Source organism: Pseudomonas sp. J380 (assembly GCF_009827115.1).
Lineage (GTDB): Bacteria > Pseudomonadota > Gammaproteobacteria > Pseudomonadales > Pseudomonadaceae > Aquipseudomonas > Aquipseudomonas paracarnis.
In genome coordinates this window covers 2,526,250-2,548,415 of record NZ_CP043060.1, presented here as the reverse complement: position 1 = coordinate 2,548,415, position 22,166 = coordinate 2,526,250, and the positions used below count along the sequence as shown (strand labels likewise).

17 protein-coding genes are annotated in these 22,166 nt (G+C 60.5%); 5 read left to right on the top strand and 12 right to left on the bottom strand.

Annotated elements, in window-relative coordinates:
* Nucleotides 1–10: 10 nt before the first annotated feature.
* Nucleotides 11–2,530 (bottom strand): glycerol-3-phosphate 1-O-acyltransferase PlsB, encoded by a 2,520-nt coding sequence (gene plsB / locus FXO12_RS11490; protein WP_057976001.1) that lies wholly within the window; start codon nt 2,528–2,530, stop codon nt 11–13.
* 180 nt (nt 2,531–2,710) lie between these two features.
* Here plsB and FXO12_RS11485 point away from each other — a divergent pair, with 180 nt between their 5' ends.
* On the top strand, nt 2,711–2,920 hold the full coding sequence (locus FXO12_RS11485) for a cold-shock protein (protein WP_034126819.1): 210 nt from the start codon (nt 2,711–2,713) through the stop codon (nt 2,918–2,920).
* A 119-nt stretch (nt 2,921–3,039) separates the two neighbouring features.
* Here the strand turns inward: FXO12_RS11485 and FXO12_RS11480 are convergent, their stop codons facing one another.
* The 4 genes from FXO12_RS11480 to FXO12_RS11465 form a co-directional block, all read right to left on the bottom strand.
* A complete protein-coding gene (locus FXO12_RS11480) occupies nt 3,040–3,417 on the bottom strand; it encodes a hypothetical protein (RefSeq protein WP_034126820.1) in 378 nt (125 codons plus the stop codon).
* 54 nt (nt 3,418–3,471) lie between these two features.
* Nucleotides 3,472–4,281: a putative RNA methyltransferase gene (locus FXO12_RS11475; RefSeq protein WP_057975999.1), complete on the bottom strand. Its 810-nt coding sequence runs from the start codon at nt 4,279–4,281 to the stop codon at nt 3,472–3,474.
* Nucleotides 4,281–5,432, bottom strand: coding sequence for a succinyl-diaminopimelate desuccinylase (gene dapE, locus FXO12_RS11470; protein ID WP_057975997.1), 1,152 nt, complete (start codon nt 5,430–5,432; stop codon nt 4,281–4,283). The genes FXO12_RS11475 and dapE overlap by 1 nt, the downstream gene beginning before the upstream one ends.
* 224 nt (nt 5,433–5,656) lie before the next feature.
* On the bottom strand, nt 5,657–8,248 hold the full coding sequence (locus tag FXO12_RS11465; RefSeq protein ID WP_034126823.1) for a glycosyltransferase: 2,592 nt from the start codon (nt 8,246–8,248) through the stop codon (nt 5,657–5,659).
* 217 nt (nt 8,249–8,465) lie between these two features.
* Here FXO12_RS11465 and tcdA point away from each other — a divergent pair, with 217 nt between their 5' ends.
* Nucleotides 8,466–9,275: a tRNA cyclic N6-threonylcarbamoyladenosine(37) synthase TcdA gene (gene tcdA / locus FXO12_RS11460; RefSeq protein ID WP_371262607.1), complete on the top strand. Its 810-nt coding sequence runs from the start codon at nt 8,466–8,468 to the stop codon at nt 9,273–9,275.
* A gap of 630 nt (nt 9,276–9,905) precedes the next feature.
* On the opposite strand, the gene FXO12_RS11455 is transcribed toward tcdA, so the two are convergent.
* The 4 genes from FXO12_RS11455 to FXO12_RS11440 form a co-directional block, all read right to left on the bottom strand.
* Nucleotides 9,906–10,319 (bottom strand): SufE family protein, encoded by a 414-nt coding sequence (locus tag FXO12_RS11455; protein ID WP_057975995.1) that lies wholly within the window; start codon nt 10,317–10,319, stop codon nt 9,906–9,908.
* Nucleotides 10,316–11,521, bottom strand: a complete 1,206-nt coding sequence (locus FXO12_RS11450; protein WP_057975993.1) for an aminotransferase class V-fold PLP-dependent enzyme — start codon at nt 11,519–11,521, stop codon at nt 10,316–10,318. Before FXO12_RS11450 ends, FXO12_RS11455 begins: the two co-directional genes overlap by 4 nt.
* Before the next feature lie 68 nt (nt 11,522–11,589).
* A complete protein-coding gene (dapD, locus tag FXO12_RS11445) occupies nt 11,590–12,624 on the bottom strand; it encodes a 2,3,4,5-tetrahydropyridine-2,6-dicarboxylate N-succinyltransferase (RefSeq protein WP_034126827.1) in 1,035 nt (344 codons plus the stop codon).
* 31 nt (nt 12,625–12,655) lie between these two features.
* Nucleotides 12,656–12,964, bottom strand: a complete 309-nt coding sequence (locus tag FXO12_RS11440; RefSeq protein ID WP_229999207.1) for an arsenate reductase — start codon at nt 12,962–12,964, stop codon at nt 12,656–12,658.
* Between the two features lie 279 nt (nt 12,965–13,243).
* Between FXO12_RS11440 and FXO12_RS11435 the strand changes: the two genes are divergently transcribed.
* Complete coding sequence (locus FXO12_RS11435) at nt 13,244–14,887, top strand: Na+/H+ antiporter (RefSeq protein WP_057975603.1); 1,644 nt, start codon at nt 13,244–13,246, stop codon at nt 14,885–14,887.
* 11 nt (nt 14,888–14,898) lie between these two features.
* On the opposite strand, the gene dapC is transcribed toward FXO12_RS11435, so the two are convergent.
* From dapC to map, 3 genes are all read right to left on the bottom strand, one after another.
* Complete coding sequence (gene dapC / locus FXO12_RS11430) at nt 14,899–16,098, bottom strand: succinyldiaminopimelate transaminase (RefSeq protein ID WP_034126829.1); 1,200 nt, start codon at nt 16,096–16,098, stop codon at nt 14,899–14,901.
* Between the two features lie 135 nt (nt 16,099–16,233).
* A complete protein-coding gene (locus tag FXO12_RS11425) occupies nt 16,234–18,936 on the bottom strand; it encodes a [protein-PII] uridylyltransferase (RefSeq protein WP_160049675.1) in 2,703 nt (900 codons plus the stop codon).
* A 64-nt stretch (nt 18,937–19,000) separates the two neighbouring features.
* Nucleotides 19,001–19,783 carry a type I methionyl aminopeptidase gene (gene map / locus FXO12_RS11420; protein WP_054917857.1) on the bottom strand — a complete coding sequence of 261 codons (783 nt, stop codon included), beginning with the start codon at nt 19,781–19,783 and terminating at the stop codon, nt 19,001–19,003.
* A 388-nt stretch (nt 19,784–20,171) separates the two neighbouring features.
* Here map and rpsB point away from each other — a divergent pair, with 388 nt between their 5' ends.
* Together rpsB and tsf are read left to right on the top strand one after the other, a co-directional pair.
* Entirely contained in the window at nt 20,172–20,909 is a 738-nt protein-coding gene (gene rpsB / locus FXO12_RS11415; RefSeq protein WP_003189158.1) for a 30S ribosomal protein S2, read from the top strand.
* Between the two features lie 191 nt (nt 20,910–21,100).
* Nucleotides 21,101–21,964, top strand: a complete 864-nt coding sequence (gene tsf, locus FXO12_RS11410; protein ID WP_005785711.1) for a translation elongation factor Ts — start codon at nt 21,101–21,103, stop codon at nt 21,962–21,964.
* Nucleotides 21,965–22,166: the final 202 nt, after the last annotated feature.

The following is a 22,166-nucleotide window of genomic DNA, read 5'->3' as shown; positions in this document are numbered from 1 at the left end:
CTCATTCAGTCTAGCGCTGTGCTTCAGGGTTGACGGCAACCGGTTCGGCCGCAGCCTCGGCTGCGCCGTCCACGCGGTGCAAGGCAACCTGGCGGATCGACAGGCGAATATCCGCCGGCAGTACGCGTTTGGCGGCGCCTTCGGCCAGTTCGCCGAGCAGGTCGTGATAGCCCAGCTTGCCGGCTTCATCGCGGCGCAGCACATCTTGCTCCAGCAACGTCTGGATAAAATGTCGGAAAAGACTCTTGTCGAAGAATTCCGGGGCATTGAGGCCGTGCAGGATCGACAGGCGCTGGGCCATGATCGTGCACAGGTCTTCCAGCTCTTCGGCGCTGATGCTGTTCTGGCCGCTGTTGAGCAGTAACGAGATCGCCATGTAGAAACGTTGCAGGGTCTGGGCGATGCTCTTGGACAGCAGCGTCAGCAGCACAAAGTGCCGCGAACTCGGCGCCGGGCGCAGGTATACGGCGTTTTCGAAACGCAGCAGGCCTTGTTCGACAAACGCGTCCAGCCACTGGTCGACCACGCTGTCCAGGTCCTCCAGCGACCAACGGATAAACAGCTCTGATTGCAGGTACGGGTAGAGCGCGTGGGTGTAGCGCAGGATCTGTTCGCGGGTCATGCGCGAACTGCTCTGGAAGAAGCTCGCCAGCAACGCTGGCAGGGCGAAGATGTGCAGCACATTGTTGCGGTAGTAGGTCATCAGGACGGCATTCTGCTCATCCAGATAAACGATTTTGCCCAAGGCGTCGCTCTGTTCGGACAACAGGTTCATGTCCTTGACGTGCTTGATCAGCGCCAGGCCATCGCCATCCGGCAAAGTGGTATGGGGCGAGTAGGGCACACGACGCAACAACGCCAGGTACAGGTCCAGTTGGCGGGCCATGGCCTGTTCATCCAGCGCCAGGCGAGTGGTGGACAGTAGCGCCAGCGCGACCAGGTTCACCGGGTTCACCGCAGCGGCTTCGTTCAAGTGGCGCGCCACCTGTTCGCCGAGGCGATTGGTGGTCTCGTTGAGCCACGCCGGTTTGTAGTTCGGCCCCAGTTCCTGGGCGCGCCAGTCCGGTTGCTCGGCGTCGAGGAACTCCGCCAGCTTGATCGGCTCACCGAAGTTGACCGCCACTTGGCCGAAGCGCTGCTTGAGCGCGCCGACCACTTTGAAAATATCGAAGATCGACTCTTTCTTCTTGCTCGCGCCACGCAGTTCGCCCAGGTAAGTGCGGCCTTCGAGCACGCGCTCATAGCCGATATACACCGGCACGAACACGATGGGCATGCGCGAGGAACGCAGGAAGCTGCGCAAGGTGATCGCCAGCATGCCGGTTTTCGGTTGCAGCATGCGCCCGGTGCGCGAGCGCCCGCCTTCGACGAAGTATTCCACCGGGAAACCCTTGGTAAACAGGGTGTGCAGGTATTCGTTGAACACCGAGGTGTACAAAGGGTTGCCCCTGAAGGTGCGGCGCATGAAAAACGCACCGCCACGGCGCAGCAGGCTGCCGATCACCGGCATGTTGAGGTTGATGCCGGCGGCGATGTGCGGCGGGGTCAGGCCGTTCTTGAACAGCAGGTAGGACAGCAGCAGATAGTCGATGTGGCTGCGGTGGCAAGGCACGTAGATCACCTCGTAGCCTTGGGCCACCTTTTGCACGCCCTCGATGTTATTGACCTTGATACCGTCGTAGATCTTGTTCCAGAACCAGCTCAATACCACTTCCAGGAAGCGGATCGCGGTGTAGGTGTAATCCGAGGCAATCTCGTTGCCATAGCGCAGGGCCAGGGCCTTGGCTTTTTCCGGGGCGATCTTTTCGCGTTCGGCTTCATCCGCAATGGCTTGGCGTACCAGCGGCATATTGACCAGGCCCTTGACCAGATTACGCCGGTGGGACAGGTCGGGGCCGATCACTGCCGTCTTCAGGTTACGGAAGTGCACACGCAGGATGCGCTGGGCCATGCGTACGGTGCGTTCGTGACCTTTATTGTGCTCGATCAATTCACGCAGGTTGATAGGCGCGGAGAATTGCACGCGAGTCTTGCGCCCCAGGATCAGGATGCTCAACAACCGGCGTAGACGCCCGGTGACCGCCCAGCTGTCGGCGAACAACAGCTTCCACGGGCTGGACTCGCTTTCGGGGGATTGGCCCCAGAACACACTGACCGGAATGATTTGTGCATTCTCTTCGGCGTGTTCGGTGAGGGTGTTGACCAAGCGCGTCAGGGTGGGCGGCGCACCGCGCTTGTCCTGGCGGCCGAGCCAATCCGGATCCGGCGTGAGGTAGAAGAACGCCGCAGGCTCCATCAACGGCCCCACCGACACCGGCAGCACCGGACGTGGCAGGCCAGCCTTGGTGCACTCGGCATCGACCACCGCCAACTCGGTCAGGGAGGGTGATTGCAGGACGTAGAAAACCGGCCGGCTGCGGTCCAGGTTGAGGGTTAGGGACGACTGGTTGATCGTCTCTGAGCGAACCCAGAGGTACAACAGTCGGCGCAAGGTGCCAAACACCAGACGGCGGAACGGGGAGCGGGTCATAGGCGAGCTGCTTCAAGTGGAAAAAACCGAGCAGGCGCTCGGGCGGGTAGTGTGCCGTATTCGCCGAAAATCGGCAAAAAAGCAGCGATGTAAAGTTGAGTTGATGGTTTTTGAGCCTGTCTTATACTCGGCAGTTCAATGCGAGCGACTCAACAATAAAAAACCAGTGGGAGTGAACAGATGTCAACGCGCGAAACCGGGAATGTGAAGTGGTTCAACGATGCAAAGGGCTACGGCTTTATCCAGCGTGAGGATGGCAAGGATGTGTTTGTGCATTATCGCGCTATTCGCGGTGAAGGCCACCGTTCGTTGGCCGAGGGCCAGCAGGTGGAGTACGCCGTGGTGACGGGCGAGAAGGGCTTGCAGGCGGAGGATGTGGTGGGCCTGTAACAACGTTGTTTGATCGTTCCCACGCTCTGCGTGGGAACGCCTCTTGTGACGCTCCGCGTCACGCTTTGGGACGCAGAGCGTCCCAGGCTACTTTCCCACGCAGAGCGTGGGAACGATCTTCAGGCGGTCTTCCAGGTGATCTGCTCTTCACCGTCTTCGCTGATGCGAATCCAGGTGTCGGCACTTTCCTCACCTTCTTCCTCAACCCAGGTGCCCGGCGCGCAACGCACTTCGACGTTCAGCGCGGCAAACGCGGCGCGGGCGCAGGCGATGTCGTCGTCCCATGGGGTCTGGTCGCTTTCCAGGTACAGGCTGTTCCATTTGCCCACCGCCTTGGGCAGCCAGGTCACCGGCACGCTGCCGGCCTTGCACTTGTAGGTCTGGCCTTTCTGGACCCAGTCGGTACACGGGCCGAGTGCGGCGCCCAGCCAGGCAGCGATGGCCTTGTGATCGACGTCGGCGTCCTTCAGGTAAATCTCAATATCGGGTTGGCGCATGGATGTTCCTCGTTGCGGGATTCGAAAATCCATTCGCGGATGGGTGAACGTCAGTCATTGAAGCACGAAATAATCGTAACGCATCGACACCGTGACCTGCAGCGGCTCGGCCGCCTCGATCACCTCGTGGCGGCGCTCGGCACTGGCCCGCCAGCCGTGGGGCGTCATCGCCAGCAGGTTGGCGCGGTCCTGGGCTTCGGCCAGGCTCAGGGTGAATTCCAGGGTTTCACTGTGAGCAAGGCTCATACCGTCCGGCACCAGGGCCAGGTGTTTGTCGTCGGTGTACTCGCGTACCTCGTCGTAAAGACGCTCGCGCAGTTCCATCAAGTGGCCGCTGGTCGGGCCGACCTTCATCAAACCACCGCCGGGACTGAGCAGGCGCTTGGCCTCTTGCCAGTCCAACGGGCTGAACACGCTGGCGAGGAACTGGCAGCTGGCATCGGCCAATGGTACGCGGGCCATGCTGGCGATCAACCAGGTCAGCGCCGGGTTGCGTTTGCACGCGCGCTTGACCGCTTCCTTGGAGATATCCAGGGCATAGCCATCGGCGTGGGGTAGGGCCTGGGCAATTTGCGCGGTGTAGTAACCCTCGCCACACCCAATGTCGACCCAGCGCTGCGGTGCGCGCTCGGCGGCCAGTTCGGCCAGGCGCTTGGCCACTGGCGCGTAGTGCCCGGCGTTGAGGAAGTCGCGGCGCGCCTCGACCATGGCCAGGTTGTCGCCCGGGTCGCGGCTGTTCTTGTGCTGCACCGGCAACAGGTTCAGGTAACCCTGGCGCGCGCGGTCGAAGCGGTGCCCGGCCGGGCACGCCACGCCATTGTCCACGGTGTTGAGCGGTGCGCTGCAAATGGGGCAGGCAAGCATCAGGCGAGCAACTTGATCAGGGTCTGGTAGTAAATTTCGGTCAGCACGTCGAGGTCGCTGGCCAGGATGCGTTCGTTGACCTGGTGGATCGTCGCGTTCACCGGGCCCAGTTCGACCACCTGGGTGCCCAACGTCGCAATGAAGCGCCCATCGGAGGTACCGCCACTGGTGGACGCCTGGGTCTCGCGCCCGGTGATCGCCAGGATGCTGGCCGACACTGCATCCAACAGAGCGCCTGGCTCGGTGAGGAACGGCAGGCCCGACAGCGCCCACTCCACGTGCCAGTCCAGGCCATGTTTGTCGAGAATGGCCGCGACGCGTTGTTGCAGGCCCTCGACGGTGGATTCGGTGGAAAAACGGAAGTTGAACACCGCCGTCAGGTCACCCGGGATCACGTTGGTGGCGCCAGTACCGGAGTTGAGGTTGGAAATCTGGAAGCTGGTTGGCGGGAAGAACGTGTTGCCGTCATCCCAATGCTCGGCAGCGAGTTCGGCCAGCGCCGGTGCGGCCAGGTGGATCGGGTTCTTTGCCAGGTGCGGGTAAGCCACATGGCCCTGTACACCGCGCACGGTCAAGGTGGCGCCAAGGGAGCCTCGGCGGCCGTTCTTGACCACGTCGCCCACCAGGCTGGTGCTCGACGGTTCGCCGACGATGCACCAGTCCAGGCGCTCCTTGCGTGCGGCCAGGCGTTCGATCACGGCCTTGGTGCCGTGGTGCGCCGGGCCTTCTTCATCGCTGGTGATCAGGAAGGCGACCGAACCCTTGTGGTCCGGGTAGTCGCTGACGAAACGTTCCGCCGCCACCAGCATCGCCGCCAGGCTGCCTTTCATGTCCGCCGCGCCACGGCCGCAGAGCATGCCGTTGTCATCGATCAACGCATCGAACGGGTCGTTCTGCCAGGCCTGTACCGGGCCGGTCGGCACCACGTCGGTGTGACCGGCAAAACACAGCACCGGGCCTTCGTGCTTGCCGTGGGTGGCCCAGAAGTTGTCCACATCTTCGATGCGCATCGGTTCAAGCGCAAAACCGGCGTCGCCCAGGCGCTGCATCATCAGCTTCTGGCAATCGGCATCGATCGGCGTGACCGACGGGCGACGGATCAGGTCGATGGCAAGTTGAAGGGTCGGCGAAAGGTCGGCATGGGCCGTCATGGGGGGAACTCCGGAAATCGAGGCGGCGACGTTCTAACTGTAGGAGCGAGCTCGCTCGCGAAAAACTCAAGGGCACCGCGTGCATTCAGGATGCCCGCGTTATCGTTAACGATTTTCGCGAGCAAGCTCGCTCCTACAGTGATGGGTGTAAGGCACGCAAAAGGGCCGTTATCTTATAGCAAAACGGCGGCTAAGGGCCGCCGTTTAGTGCATCGCGTGACTTTTTACGCCGCCGGCGCAGCCTCAGGCGCCGTCGAAGGTTTGGGCAGCGACGACAAGAACGCCATGATCAGCGCCGCCACATACGGCAGCGACTGCACCAGCAACATCACCACCCAGAAGCGAATGTCATTGCTCGGCAGGCCTTGCACCAGGTAGATCCCCAGCGCCGCGCCCCATAGCAGCAGCATGATGAACATTTCTTCGCGGGCTTCGGAAATCGCCACCCAGAAGCCGTGGTTATCCGCGTTTTTCGGTGTACGAAAGAACGGAATGCTGCTGGTGAAGAAGCCGTACAACACCGCTTTGGCGATGGTATGAGACAGCGCCAACCCGGCCAGTGCCGCGCAGAACGCATCTTTCAAGTTCACACCTACCGCACGACGATAGAGGAAGATGATCTTGCCGACTTTGAACACAAACAACGCCAACGGCGGGATCGCGAAAATCAGCAATGGCGGGTCGACCCGAGTCGGCACGATGATCATCGCCGCAGACCACAACAGGGCGCCGACGGTAAAGAAGATGTTCATGCCGTCGGCCACCCACGGCAACCAGCCCGCAAGGAAGTGGTAGCGCTGGCCACGGGTCAGTTCGGTGTCTTTACCGCGCAACAGGCTGGCGGTGTGGCGCTTGATGATCTGGATCGCGCCATAGGCCCAGCGGAAACGCTGTTTCTTGAAGTCGATAAAGGTATCCGGCATCAAACCCTTGCCGTAGCTGTCGTGGTAGTACGCCGCCGACAAGCCTTTTTCGAACACGCGCAGGCCCAGTTCGGCGTCTTCACAGATGCACCAGTCGGCCCAGCCCAGCTCTTCGAGCACCGAGCGGCGGGTCATGGTCATGGTGCCGTGCTGGATGATCGCGTCACGGTCGTTACGGGTGACCATGCCGATATGGAAGAAGCCTTTGTATTCGGCGTAGCAGAGCTTCTTGAAGGTGCTTTCGTTCTGGTCGCGGTAATCCTGGGGCGACTGCACCACGGCGATTTTCGGGTCGGCGAAGTGCGGCACCATGTGCTTGAGCCAGTTCGGCGATACGCAGTAGTCCGAGTCGATCACTGCGATCACTTCGGCATCCTTGGCGGTGTGCGGGATCAGGTAGTTCAGCGCGCCGCCCTTGAAACCGGCCAGGGGCGCGACGTGGAAGAACTTGAAGCGCGGGCCGAGGGTTTCGCAGTAGTCGCGCACCGGCTCCCACACCGCCGGGTCCTTGGTGTTGTTGTCGATGATCAGGACTTCATAATCCGGATAGTCGAGGGCGGCCAGGGCGTCGAGGGTCTGCTTGACCATTTCCGGTGGCTCGTTGTAGCACGGCACGTGGATCGACACTTTCGGGCGGTAGTCCGAGTCGCCTTCCACGGGCAGGAATTCACGCCGACGCTTGTGGGTCCACACCGCTTCTGCCAGCTCATGGGCTTCGGTCAGCAACACAATGAACACGCCCAGGGCGCCGAGTGCCAGCAACACACCGACCGTCACGCTGAACCACGTGCTGTATTGCTGGCTGTAGTCGTAGCCGATCCAGACCAGCACCGACCCGCACAGGAACGCAATGAAGGTCAGGAAGGTACGGCCCCGCTGGCGCAGGGCCGAGCCGTCGATCATCAACAGGGTCAGGGACAGCAGCGCAAGCACCACCGAACCGATGGCCAGTACCCGCCATTGCGGAATCGCCACCACCGGGCCGTCAAAATTGAATTTCTGCTGGCGCGCGGCATTGAATACACCCCAATACGCACCCGCCGACCCTTCGTCGCTGACCTTCCACGGCTGGTCGAAGGCCTCGATCACAAAGTAGTTGTAACCCTGGCGGTTGAGCTTGTTGACCAGCGTACGCAGGTAAATCGCCTGGTCGGCCGGCGACGACTCATTGCCACCGCGCATACGGCCGTTGCTCGGCCAGCCCACTTCCGATAGCAGCAGTGGCTTTTTCGGGAAGGCTTTCTTCAGGTCCTTGGCGCGGTCGAGAACGTACTGGCCGGCCTTGTCCATTGGGATGTATTCCCAGAACGGCAGGATGTGCGCGGCGATCAGGTCGACGTGCTTGGCCAGTTGCGGGTTCTTTTCCCAGATGTGCCATTGCTCGGAGGTGGTCACCGGGACTTTCACGGCGGCGCGCACGCGGTCGAGCAGCACGATCAGGGCTTCGGGGGTGATTTCTTCACGGAACAACGCTTCGTTGCCCACCACTACGCGCACGACGCTGCGCGAGGTGTTGGCGATCTCGATAGCGCGCTGGATCTCCCGCTCGTTACGCTCAAGGTCCGGGCTGATCCAGATCCCCAGGGTCACGCGCAGGCCAAACTCTTCGGCCAGCTTGGGTATATCCCCCAGGGGGCCGTCCACCGAGTAGGTACGGATGTTGTCCGTCAGCTTGCTCATGATCGCAAGGTCCTGACGCATCTGTTCGTCGGTAGGGTACTGGCCTTTCTGCGGGTACTGGCCTTGCTGGAACGGCGAGTAGGAAAAACCGGAGATCTGATCGGGCCAGTTGGGAGCGGTGACCGGGCGGTTGATCAGCGCCCAGAAACCGGTGAACAGCGCGGCAATTGCCAGCACCACCACCAGGTTGAGTCCAAATTTACGCGATGCCATGGTTATGTCGGGTTCCAAAGGGTGCGGAACGAAAGAGGTGTCGGCCTGCGCCGAACGGCGCGCATCCTACACTGGCGCTTCCCTGAGCGTACAGCAGACAGAGAAAAGCCGGACGTTAGTCTGCGAAACTCCATCTAAGTTCTTCACTTGTAACTTGTAGCTTAAAACTTGCCGCTCCGTAGCCCTATAATGCGCGCCGGTTTTTGGGGTAATGATGATGAGTACAGAAGATCCGCGGTTTGCAGGCGTCGCCCGCTTGTACGGGCTTGAGGGCCTGGAACGCTTGAAAGCGGCCCATGTGGCGATTGTCGGCGTCGGCGGCGTGGGTTCCTGGGCGGCGGAAGCGATTGCCCGCTGCGGGGTGGGCGAGATTTCGCTGTTTGACCTGGACGATGTCTGCGTCAGCAACAGCAACCGCCAGTTGCATGCCTTGGACAGCACCGTGGGCAAGCCCAAGGTCGAAGTGATGGCTGAGCGTTTGCGCGGTATTAATCCTGAGTGCACCGTGCACGCGGTGGCAGACTTCGTCACCCGCGACACCATGGCCGAGTACATCACCCCGACTATCGACTGCGTGATCGACTGCATCGACGCGGTCAACGCCAAGGCGGCGCTGATTGCCTGGTGCAAGCGTCGCAAGATCCAGATCATCACTACTGGCGGTGCCGGCGGGCAGATTGACCCCACGCTGATCCAGGTGTGCGACCTGAACCGCACCTTCAATGATCCGCTGGCGTCGAAAGTACGCTCTACCTTGCGCCGCGATTATGGCTTCTCGCGCACGGTGACCCGTCATTACAGCGTGCCCTGCGTGTTTTCCACCGAACAACTGCGCTATCCCAAACCCGATGGCAGTATCTGTTTGCAGAAGAGTTTTGTCGGCGACGGGGTCAAGCTTGACTGCGCGGGAGGGTTTGGCGCGGTGATGATGGTCACCGCCACGTTCGGCATGGTGGCGGCGACCAAGGCGGTGGACAAGATTGTGGCGGGAGTGCGCAGGCCGTCGGAGCGCATCAAACCCAGCTAAATCTCATTGCCGAACATAGATCCAGATTGTGGGAGCTGGCTTGCCTGCGATAGCGGTGTGTCAGCCACTGAAAATACTGACTGATTCGCCGCTATCGCAGCATAGGTATCTACACAACTTCGGCACGACGCTAAATCTGTGGCGAGGGAGCTTGCTCCCGTGACGGCCTGGCAGCCGACACAGATATAACTGATGCCCCGCGATCCAATGTGGGAGCTGGCTTGCCTGCGAAGACGGCCTGACAGTCAACTCAGTTGGACCGTGTACATATCCATTCCTGCGGTAGCGGCCACTTAGGGTTCCGCTTTTACAGCGGCTCACTTTTGAAAAGCGCAAAAGTAAGCAAAACGCTCTTGCCCCACCACTCGGCACCTCGCTTAGGCTCGGTGTGCCCGTAATCCGCCAGTGATTTGGGGGGCCGCCGCCACGCGCCATCCATGGCGCGGGGCGGCTAAACCGGCATCCCTGCCGGTTTACCCCCCAAATCCCTGTCGAATTCCGGCCAGCGTGGTTTAACGGGGCGCCTAAGATCAAAAGCAGATCAAGAGCGGCTCGCTTCGCATCGTGGTTACCGTTGAGCTAACAGAGTTATGTAGATACCTATGGCTATCGCAGGCAAGCCAGCCCACATTATTTCTGTGTACGCGTCAGGTCTTGCATGCGTTGCAGTACGGCATTCAAGCCATTGCTGCGCGACGGCGATAGTTGGCGCGACAGGCCCAGTTGATTGAACCAGCCAGGCAGGTCGACCGCTTGCAATTGATCAGCCGACAAGCCGTTGACCCGCGCCAGCAGCAACGCCACCAACCCGCGAATCATCCGTGCCTCGCTGCTCGCAGCAAACTGCCAATGGCCGTCCTGCAAGCGGCCCACCAACCACACCAGGCTTTCACAACCTTGCACCAGGTTAGCGTCGACCTTTTCGTCATCAGCCAGGGCGGGCAAGCGTTCACCCCATTGCATCAGCATCCGTGCGCGCTGCTCCCAGCTGCCCACAGCCTGGAAGGCCTCCAGCGCGGCCATGGCGTCCACTGGCAAGCTCATCGCAACATATCCAGCGCCTGGTCCAACGCTTCAAAAAAGCGTTCCAGGTCGTCGGAATCGTTGTAGAGCGCCAGGGACACTCGGATTGCGCCTGACAGATGCATTGCCTTCAATAATGGCATCGCGCAGTGATGACCGGCACGCACAGCAATGCCTTGCTCGGTCAGCAGGTGGGCGAGGTCGGCGTTGTGCACGCCCTCCACCACAAAACTCACCAGCGCCACCTGTGGCGATCCCAGCACGCGTACACCATTGCGTGCCTTAAGCCCACGCAGCAGGTAGTCATGCAGGGCGGCTTCGTGGGCGATCAGCGCGGAGGGATCCAGCGAGCTCAGGTAATCCAGGCTCGCGCCCAGGCCGATCACACTGGCAATCGGTGGGGTGCCGGCTTCAAAGCCCAGCGGCGCGGGGCGAAAGCTGGCGCTGTGGTAGTCGGCCTGTTGCACCATCTCGCCGCCGAACTGCCAGTGGCGCAGGTGGTGCAGGGCCTCATTACGGCCATACAGTACGCCGACGCCGTCCGGGCCGTAGAGTTTGTGGCTGGAGAACACGTAGAAGTCGCAGCCCAAGGCCTGTACGTCGTGGCGGCCATGGACGATGCCTTGGGCGCCGTCCACCACCGTGAGGGCGCCGTGTGCCTGGGCCAGCGCCAGCAAGGCTTGCAGCGGCTGCCAGGCACCGAGCACGTTGGACAACTGGCTCACCGCCAGCAGGCGCGTGCGCGGGCCAATCAAGCGGGCCGCGGCGTCCAGGTCGATTACGCCTTCATCGTCCAGGGGTAATACCACCAGCGTGAGCGCGCGGCGTTTGGCCAATTGCTGCCAGGGCAACAGGTTGGCGTGGTGTTCCAGGGCGCTGATGGCAATCTCATCGCCCGCATTGAATAAGTGTTCCAGGCCATAGGCCAGGAGGTTCAGCGCAGACGTTGCGCCGTGGGTAAACACAACCTGCCCGCTGTCACCTGCGTTCAACCACTGCGCGACCTTGCTGCGGCTGTCTTCAAAGGCCTGGGTAGCATGGGCCCCGGGCAAATGCTGGGCACGGTGCACATTCGCTGCGCCATTGGCGTAGTAATGACTGATGGCATCCAGCAGGGCTTGGGGTTTTTGCGTGGTGGCGGCGCTGTCCAGATAGGTCTGGTCTTGCCGTTGCAGGGTGGCGATGGCCGGGAAGTCGGCGCGCCAGGGGGAGGGCACAAGCATGGTGATCAAGACTCGTATAAGCGGGCCGCCCCCGAGGGTGCGGCCCGCTAGTGGCATCGAGTGGCTGCTTAGTTGTGAGCGTGCAGCGCTTCGTTCAGTTCGATGGCCGATTTGTGGGTTTTGCACTCCACGGCACCGGTCTCGGAGTTACGACGGAACAGCAGGTCCGGCTGGCCAGCCAACTCGCGTGCCTTGACCACCTTGACCAGTTGGTTCTGCTCGTCCAGCAGGGCAACCTTGGTGCCGGCGGTGATGTAGAGGCCCGACTCCACGGTGTTGCGGTCGCCCAATGGGATACCGGTACCGGCGTTGGCGCCGATCAGGCAGCCTTCGCCCACCTTGATCACAATATTGCCGCCGCCCGACAGGGTGCCCATGGTGGAGCAACCGCCGCCCAGGTCCGAGCCCTTGCCGACGAATACGCCCGCCGATACGCGACCTTCGATCATGCCCGGGCCTTCGGTGCCCGCGTTGAAGTTGACGAAGCCTTCGTGCATCACGGTGGTGCCTTCGCCCACGTACGCGCCCAGACGGATACGTGCAGCGTCAGCGATACGCACGCCAGCCGGTACGACGTAGTCGGTCATTTTCGGGAACTTGTCCACCGAGAACACTTCCAGCAGGTCGCCACGCAGGCGCGCTTCCAGTTGGCGCTCGGCCAGTTCATTGATGTCGATAGCGCCCTGGCTGGTCCAGGCCACGTTCGGCAACTGCGGGAACACACCGGCCAGGCTCAGGCCGTGGGGCTTGACCAGGCGATGGGACAGCAGGTGCAGCTTGAGGTAGGCCTCAGGCGTGGAGGTCAGTGCGGCGTCTTCGGCCAGCAAGGTCGCGACCAGCGGCGTGTGGCTTTCAGCCAGGCGGCTGAGCAGGGCGGCCTGGGCAGCATCGACGCCTTTGAGCGCGTCGGCCAGTTGCAGGGCCTGGCTCACGGTGAAGGTGATCGCCTGGTTGCCTTCGGTGTAACCGAGGATCGGTGCGATGGCGGCAACGATTTCAGCCGATGGATTGAGCAAGGGTTGTGCGTAAAACACTTCCAGCCAAGCACCTTGGCGGTTCTGAGTGCCGACGCCGAAGCCCAGGCTGAACAGGGAATTGGACATGCTGTTACCTCTACAAAAATGGAAGGCTGGCCTACTTGAGGGCCGCCGAATAACTATCTGGCTTGAAGCCAATCAGGGTTCTGTCACCGAGATCGAGCACCGGGCGCTTGATCATCGAGGGTTGTGCGAGCATCAATTCAATGGCTTTCGACTGATCGAGATCGGCTTTGCGTTCGTCTTCGAGTTTGCGAAAGGTGGTGCCCGCACGGTTCAAAACCACCTGCCAACCGTGCTCGTTGCACCATTGGGTCAAGTGTTCGCGGTCGATACCGGCCGTTTTGTAGTCATGGAACTCATAGCTCACCCCGTGCTCATCGAGCCAGGTGCGCGCCTTTTTCATGGTGTCGCAGGCTTTGATGCCGAAAAGGTGCAAGGTTTTGCTTGAAGCACTCAAGGAATTGCCCCCCTTTGGACGTATGAAAATGAAAGATCGCCGATTATGCCACGACCAGCGGGTTTCGGCGCCGCTCGTCAACAGCGTGCGACTTTTGTGCAAAGTGCCAGTGCGCAGCATAGGCGAGTAACATAGCCAGGTAACATAGCCGGGTAATATGGCACTTCAACGGCCAGTTGTTGCCTGATGTGTCGTTGCGAGTCGATTGTCCGGGAAACCCGCGTTATGCAAACCGCCTACACCGTTCTTATCCTGCTGATGCTGGTCAGCTTTTCGCGCCTGATCGGGCGCATCATCCCACTGCCCTTGCCCCTGGTGCAGATCGCCGCCGGCGCCTTGCTGGCCTGGCCCACGTTGGGGCTGCATGTGGCGCTGGACCCTGAGCTGTTCCTGTTTCTGTTCCTGCCGCCACTGTTGTTTTCCGATGGTTGGCGCATGCCCAAGCGTGAGTTGTGGCACCTGCGTGGCCCGATCCTGACATTGGCGGTGGGGCTGGTGCTGTTCACCGTGGTGGGCGCCGGTTACTTCATTCATTGGTTGCTGCCCTCGATCCCCTTGCCGGTGGCCTTTGCCCTGGCAGCGGTGCTCTCGCCGACGGACGCTGTGGCGGTGTCGGCCATTTCCCAGAACCGTTTGCCCAAGCCGCTGATGCACATGCTCCAGGGCGAGGCCTTGATGAATGACGCGTCGGGCCTCGTGACTTTCAAGTTCGCCCTGGCCGCTGCGTTGACCGGGGTCTTTTCCCTGGCGGATGCCAGCCTGACGTTTGTGTTGGTGGCGGTGGGCGGGCTGGCGATCGGCGTGGCGTTGAGCTGGTTGGTCGGCCGCCTGCGCGCCTGGATGATCGCGCGCGGGTGGGATGACCCGGCGACCCATGTGGTGTTCATGTTGTTACTGCCCTTTGCTGCGTACGTACTGGCTGAACGCCTGGGCGCCTCCGGCATCCTCTCGGCGGTGGCAGCGGGGATGATGCAAAGCTGGCTCGACCTGCTGCCGCGCCAGACCAGCACGCGCCTGCTCAACCGCAGCGTGTGGTCGTTGCTGGAGTTTGCCTTTAACGGCCTGATCTTCCTGCTGCTCGGTCTGCAACTGCCAGACATCATCAAGGCCGTGGTCAGCCATGAAACCACGCTGTGGCCCACCTTGATGTATCGCTGCCTGGATGTGGTGGCGATCTTCCTGGTGCTGGTGGTATTGCGCTTCATCTGGGTGCAAAGCATCTGGCGGCTGTCGGGGTTGCTGCGCAGGCTACGTGGCAAAAACGCGCTGACCCTGGTGCCGACGGCCCGTTCCTGCTGGTTGTTGACCGTCGGCGGTGTACGCGGTGCGGTGACCCTGGCGGGCGTCATGTCGGTGCCCTTGCTGTTGGCGCCTGGCCAGGATTTCCCTGAGCGTGACCTGCTGATCTTTATCGCTGCCGGTGTGATCCTGTTATCACTGGTCGCTGCCTGTATCGCGCTGCCGCTGCTGTTACGCGGCGTCGAGAATAGCCCGGATGAAAAACGCCACAAAGAAGTGCGCGAAGCCTGGAAAAAGACCGCCGTGGCCGCGATTCATGCACTGGAGGCCGACGAGCCAGCCGAGGCCGACACGCCGGACGCCGCCCAGGCGGCATTGGCTACCGAACTGAAGGCACGGCTGATGTCGGAATATCGCCATCAATTGGAAGTCTTCAACGATTCGGCTGAAGCTCAGGCGCTGGCGCAGCAAATGGACCTGCTTGAGCGCAAGCTGCGGCTCAAGGCTCTGCGCGCGCAACGGTTGGAATTGTACAGCTTGAGCCGTCACCACCAGATTGGTGATGACGTATTGAGGGAGGTGCTGGCGGAATTGGATATGAGCGAGGCGAATTTGGGTCACATGAAGTGACCCGTAAGCCCTTAACGGCGACGCTGGATAAAGTCGCGAATCCGCTCAGCCGCTTCCACGCATTCGGCCAACGGCGCAACCAATGCCAGGCGCACACGCCCCGCACCTGGGTTAAAGCCGTCCACTTCCCGCGACAGGTAAGAGCCCGGCACCACCGTCACATGTTCTTCCACGAACAAATCGCGGCAGAAGGCGGCGTCATCGCCTTGTACATTCGGCCACAGGTAAAAGCCGCCGTCCGGGCTTTGCACGTCCAGCACCGGCTTGAGGATCGCCAGCACTGCGTCGAACTTCTCGCGGTACAGGTCACGGTTGGCCAGTACATGGGCCTCGTCCTGCCAGGCGGCGATGCTGGCCAACTGGGTTTGCACCGGCATCGCGCAGCCATGGTAGGTGCGGTACAGCAAAAAGGCCTTGAGGATCTCGGCGTCGCCGGCCACGAAGCCTGAACGCAGGCCTGGCAGGTTGGAGCGCTTGGATAGGCTGTGGAATACCACACAACGCTTGAAGTCCTGACGGCCCAGTTCGACGCAGGCGCTGAGCAGGCCCGGGGGTGGGGTTTGTTCGTCGAAGTACAGTTCGCTGTAGCATTCGTCGGCGGCGATGACGAAATCGTATTTATCGGCCAGGGCGATGAGTTTTTTCAGCGTGGCGACTGGAATCAGCGCACCGGTCGGGTTACCGGGGGAGCACAGGAACAGGATCTGGCAACGTTTCCAGATATCCGCAGAGACAGCATCGAAGTCTGGATTGAAGCCGTTGCTATCCAGGCACGGCAGGTAATGCGGCTTGGCCCCGGCCAGGAACGCGGCGCCTTCGTAGATCTGGTAGAACGGGTTGGGGCTCACAACCAGTGCATCGTCGCCACGGTTGACCACGGTCTGGGTGAAGGCAAACAGCGCCTCGCGCGTACCGTTGACCGGCAGGATGTTGCGCGCCGGGTCCAGCCAGCCCTTGGGCACGTTGAAGCGGCGTTCGCACCAGGCGCCGATGGCTTCACGCAGTGCCGGGATACCCAACGTGGTGGGGTACACCGCCATTTGATCGAGGTTATTGCTCAAGGCCTCGGCAACGAAGGCCGGTGACGTGTGCTTGGGCTCGCCGATGGACAGTGCGATCGGGCGTTTGTCCGGGTTCGGCGTCACGCTGCCGAGCAGGGCGCGCAGCTTCTCGAAGGGGTAGGGCTGCAACTGGTTAAGGGCGTTGTTCATATAAGCCTCTATCACGGTGAGCGCGGATCTGTGGGAGCTGGCCTGCCTGCGATCTGCGGTCGATCGGACGGGCCGAGGTGTCTGCATCGCAGGCAAGCCGGCTCCCACATGACTCGTGTTCACAAAGTTAAGAATTCAAATAGTCAGTCTGGTCAGCTCGACACCGGGTTCCTGGGTCACGCTCAACTGCTCCACGATTGCCGCCTGTAAACGCAGGCACAGCTCCGGGTCGGACAGTGGCTGGTTGTCGGCATCGGTGATAAAGAACACGTCTTCCACCCGCTCGCCCAGGGTCGCAATCTTGGCATTTTGCAATGACAGGTCGAACTCCAGGAAAATCCCGCCGATACGCGCCAGCAGGCCTGGGCGATCCGGTGCGCTGAGCTCCAGCACCGTCACCGGGCGCTGTGCGTCGTTGGAAATGGTCACCTGAGGCGCAAAGGCAAAATGCTTGAGCTGGCGCGGCACCCGGCGCTGGATGATGGTGGGGTAGTCGTCGGGGTTGCGCAGGGCTTCGGTGAGGCCCTCGCGGATCTTTTTCACGCGCGCCGGGTTGTCGCCAATCGAGTCGCCGTCGGCGTCGAGCACGATGTAGGTGTCGAGGGTGAACTGGCTGCTGGAGGTGATGACCCGGGCGTCATGGATGTTCAGGTTGAGCTGGTCCATGGCCGCCACGGTCACGGCGAAGAAGTCGTGCTGGTCGGGCGCGTAGATGAAGATCTGCGTGCCGCCTTCGAATTCGCGCTGGGTGGTTTCCTTGATCAAGACCAACGGGCCGCCATCGGCGGGTTGCTGCAGGATCGCGTCGCTGTGCCAGGCCACGTCGCCGGCGGTGTGGCGCAGGAAGTAATCGTCACCCAGTTGCGACCAGAGTTGCTCGACGTCGTCCGGGTCGTTACCGCCGCGCACCAGGATATCCAGGGCTGCGCTTTGGGTGCGGCGGATCTGCTCTTCGCGGTCCTCCGGATTCTCCAGGCCACGGCGCAGGGCGCGCTTGGTCTCGGTGTACAGCTGGCGCAACAGGCTGGCACGCCAGGAGTTCCACAGCGTCGGGTTAGTGGCGTTGATATCGGAGACGGTCAGCACATAGAGGTAGTCGAGACGGGTCTCATCGCCGACGATGCCGGCAAAGTCGTGAATCACCTGTGGGTCGGACAAGTCCTTGCGCTGGGCCGTGGTCGACATCACCAGGTGGTTCTGCACCAGCCAGACAATCAGGCGGCTGTCCCACAACGGCAACTGGTGGCGCTGGCAGAAGGCTTCGGCATCCACCGCGCCGATCTCCGAGTGGTCGCCATGCCGGCCCTTGCCGATGTCGTGGTACAAGCCGGCCAGGTAAATCAACTCGGGCTTGGGCAGCTTGGCCATCAGCTTACTGGCCAGCGGGAATTTCTCTGACACCTGCGTGTACTGCAACTTACGCAGATGCTTGATCAGGTTCAGGGTGTGGGCATCGACGGTATAGATATGGAACAGGTCGTGCTGCATCTGCCCGACGATAAAGCCGAACTCCGGCAGGTAGCGCCCCAGAATGCCGTAGCGGTTCATGCGCCGCAGGTTGCGATGGATGCCGATGCGGCACTTGAACAGCTCGATAAACAGGCTGGTATTGCGAATGTCGTTGCGAAAATCGTCGTCGATCAGGTGACGGTTTTCCCGCAGCAAGCGGATGGTATCGGCGCGCACGCCTTTGATCTCCGGCTGCTGGGCCATCAACACGAAGATTTCCAGCATGGCGAACGGGGTGCGGCGGAACACGTTGTCGTTGCGTGCTTCGATATAGCCGTCGTGCAACTGGAAACGCGCATTGATCGGCTGCGGCGGCGCTTCGTCTTCGGGGGCCAGGATCACTTCTTCGAAGTGCTGGATGATCAAGTCGCTGAGCTGGGCAATGCTCATGACTACCCGGTAATACTGCTGCATGAAGCTCTCGATGCTGGTCTTCGCATCTTCGCCTTCAAAGCCCAGTAAGGTGGCGATAGAGCGCTGGTGATCGAAGAGCAGGCGGTCTTCGGAACGACCGGCCAGCATGTGCAGGGCGTAGCGCACCTTCCACAGGAATTCCTGGGACGAGGCCAGCAGGGAATTTTCGCTCTCCACCAGAAAGCCTTCGCCGGCCAGGGCGCGCAGGTTCAGCGTGCCGTATTGACGGCGCGCCACCCACAAGATTGTCTGGATATCCCGCAGCCCACCGGGTGAGCCTTTGACGTTGGGTTCCAGGTTGTATTCGGTGTCGTTGTACTTGTGGTGCCGGGCTTTTTGCTCGGCGCGCTTGGCCAGGAAAAAGTCTTTGCTTGGCCACATGTGTGCGGTACTGGTGACTTCGAGCATGCGCTGGCGCAGGCGCTCGGGGCCGCAGATGGTGCGGCTTTCCATCAGGTTGGTGACCACCGTCAGGTCGGCACGGGCTTCTTCGGCGCATTCGTCCACCGAGCGTACGCTCTGGCCGACTTCCAGGCCGATGTCCCACAGCAACGTCAGAAAGCGCTCGATGGAATCGCGAAAGGTCTCGTGATCGGCCTGGTCCAGCAGGATCAGCAGGTCAATGTCGGAGTAGGGGTGCAGTTCGCCGCGACCATAGCCGCCGACCGCCACCAGGGCGATATCGGCGTCGAAACTCCAATTGAACTGCTCCCAGGCCTTTTGCAGGATGTTATCGACGAACCAGGCGCGGTCTTCGATCAGGCGGCGAATATCCCGGCCGCTGCGAAAGCGCGCATCGAGCACCTCGCGGGCTTGGCGGATGGCCTTCTTGAAGGCGGCGATGGGGCTTGCCTTCAGTGCCAGCTCGGCCTGGAATTGGCCACGGTCGAAGAGTTCGGGATCCACCTGGGGCATCGTTCGGCTTTCCTTTCTATCTATCAGTCAGTCACAACACGTTGCGGGAAAACCTGGGCGACCTTCAGGCCGAAACGCGTGGGATGGTGTCGTCAGCGCGCAGGGTGAAGATCTCGTAGCCGGTGTCGGTGACCAGCAGGGTGTGTTCCCACTGGGCCGAGAGCTTGCGGTCCTTGGTGATGGCGGTCCAGCCGTCGCCCAGCACCTTGGTGTCGGCCTTGCCCTGGTTGATCATCGGTTCGATGGTGAAGGTCATGCCGGCCTTGAGTTCCATACCGGTACCGGCACGGCCGTAGTGCAGAATCTGCGGCTCTTCGTGGAACACCTTGCCGATACCGTGGCCGCAGAACTCGCGCACCACCGAGAAGCCGTTCTTTTCCGCGTGCTTCTGGATCACTTCACCGATGTCACCCAGGCGGCAGCCGGGCTTGACGATCTCGATGGCCTTGTACATGCATTCCTGGGTGACCTGGGACAGACGCTCGGCCCATACCGGCACATTACCGACGTGGAACATGCGGCTGGTGTCGCCGTGGTAACCATCCTTGATCACCGTGACGTCGATGTTCAGGGTGTCGCCGTCTTTCAGTGGCTTGTCACCGGGAATGCCGTGGCAGACCACGTGGTTGATCGAGGTGCAGATCGACTTGGGGAAGCCTTTGTAATTCAGCGGGGCAGGGATGGCTTTTTGCACGTCGACTATATAGTCGTGGCAAATGCGGTCCAGCGTTTCGGTGGTGACGCCGGGCTTGACGTGTTCGGCGATCATTTCCAGCACGTCGGCAGCCAGTTTGCCGGCAACGCGCATGCCTGCGATGTCTTCGGCGGTTTTCAAGGTAACGGTCATACAGGCTCTCTCTAGCGCGACGCGCTGAAATCAATACGGTTCACGGGGAGCGCGACAAAGGGGTACAGCATTCGCGCAAGTCCCAAAAAACGCGATTCTAACAGACGATGCTGGCAAATCATGCGCGTCTGGTGATCGCTTCTCTCTATGAGGTAGAGGCATGTTGGCTGTATTCAAGGGGTTACGCAAAGACGACGACCGGCAAGTGTGATTGCGGGTTTCGTTTTTGCCGATGCTGTGGTATAAAATGCGCCGCTTTCCGGGGATACCCCGCAAAGCTTAAATCCACACACGTGTCGACACGATGACCTGGGTGCCGGAGGCCTTGATGCCGCTGGTTGGTCATTGGGATACGTGGAGGCCAAACCCGACTTATTAAGGAACTATCATGTCCCAAGTCAACATGCGCGATATGCTGAAGGCCGGTGTGCACTTCGGTCACCAGACCCGTTACTGGAACCCGAAAATGGGTAAGTACATTTTCGGCGCGCGTAACAAGATTCACATTATCAACCTTGAAAAAACCCTGCCAATGTTCAACGAAGCGCTGACTTTCGTAGAGCGTCTGGCCCAGGGCAAAAACAAGATCCTGTTCGTTGGCACCAAGCGTTCCGCTGGCAAGATCGTTGCTGAAGAAGCAGCACGTTGCGGTTCGCCGTACGTGGATCACCGCTGGTTGGGCGGCATGCTGACCAACTTCAAAACCATCCGTGCTTCCATCAAGCGTCTGCGTGACCTTGAAGTACAAGCCGAAGACGGTACTTTCGCTAAGCTGACCAAGAAAGAAGCGCTGATGCGCTCCCGTGACCTGGAAAAGCTCGATCGTTCCCTGGGTGGTATCAAGGACATGGGCGGTCTGCCTGACGCACTGTTCGTTATCGACGTTGATCACGAGCGCATCGCGATCACCGAAGCCAACAAGCTGGGCATCCCGGTTATCGGCGTAGTCGATACCAACAGCAGCCCGGAAGGCGTTGACTACATCATCCCAGGCAACGATGACGCAATCCGCGCTATCCAGCTGTACATGGGTTCGATGGCTGACGCTGTAATCCGTGGTCGCAACCACGTTGCTGGTGGTACCGAGCAGTTCGTTGAAGAAGCTCCGGTAGCTGCCGCTGAGTAATTGACGCCCTGGCGTTGACTCAGTAAGCAAAAAGGGGGCTTGGCCCCCTTTTTGCCACCTCGAAAACCATTTGTCGGCAGCGCAGCTACATTATTTGTAACGTGCAGCGGCCTACAACGGAAATTCGGGAAGAATTGATCGCCCGTTTAATCGGGTGGAATGGTTGAAAACCTATCCAAGAGGATTTTGAAATGGCAGAGATTACTGCAGCGTTGGTTAAAGAACTGCGTGAGCGTACCGGCGAAGGCATGATGGATTGCAAAAAGGCCTTGACCAAGGCCGGCGGCGACATCGAAAAAGCCATTGATGACATGCGTGCTTCCGGCGCCATCAAGGCTGCCAAGAAAGCAGGTAACGTGGCTGCTGAAGGCGCTATCGCTCTGAAAGAAGACGGCAAATCCGCCGTTCTGCTGGAAGTGAACTCCCAGACCGACTTCCTGGCTCTGCAGGATGACTTCAAGGCATTCGTTGCTGCCAGCGTCGAAAAAGCTTTCGCTGACAAGCTGACCACTGTTGAGCCTCTGATCGAAGCTCAAGAAGCAGCTCGCCTGGTACTGGTCGGCAAGGTTGGCGAAAACGTCAACATCCGTCGCCTGGTTCGCGTTGAAGGTGATGTAGTTGGTGGCTACCTGCACGGCAACAAAATCGGTGTTGCAGTTGTTCTGAAAGGCGGCGACGTTGAGCTGGCCAAAGACATCGCGATGCACGTTGCTGCAAGCAACCCTGAGTTCCTGCTGCCTTCGGAAGTTTCGGCCGAAGCGATCGAGCGTGAAAAAGCTGTGTTCCTGCAGCTGAACGAAGAAAAAATCAAAGGCAAGCCAGAAAACATTGTTGAGAACATGGTCAAAGGCCGTATCAGCAAGTTCCTGGCCGAAGCAAGCCTGGTTGAGCAGGCGTTCGTCAAGAACCCTGAGATCAAGGTTGGCGAACTGGCCAAGAAAGCCGGTGCTGAAATCGTTTCCTTCACTTACTTCAAAGTAGGCGAAGGCATCGAGAAGCCGGTCGACAACTTCGCTGAAGAAGTTGCTGCCCAGCTGGCTGCCGCCAAGCAATAAGACAGTTCCAAACTGTCGCCGAAAGAGGCTGCCCGCTCACGCGCGCAGCCTCTTTTCAAATGGGAAGGCCAATTTTATTTGGTTTCCTCTCGGAACTGGCTTACAAAGCCGTGTTCCGATGGCGCTGTGACAGCGTCCAGCTAGAGTGAACGCAAGCCGTAAACGGCTCGCCAAGAATTTTTAAAAAATACGCCGCAGGAGA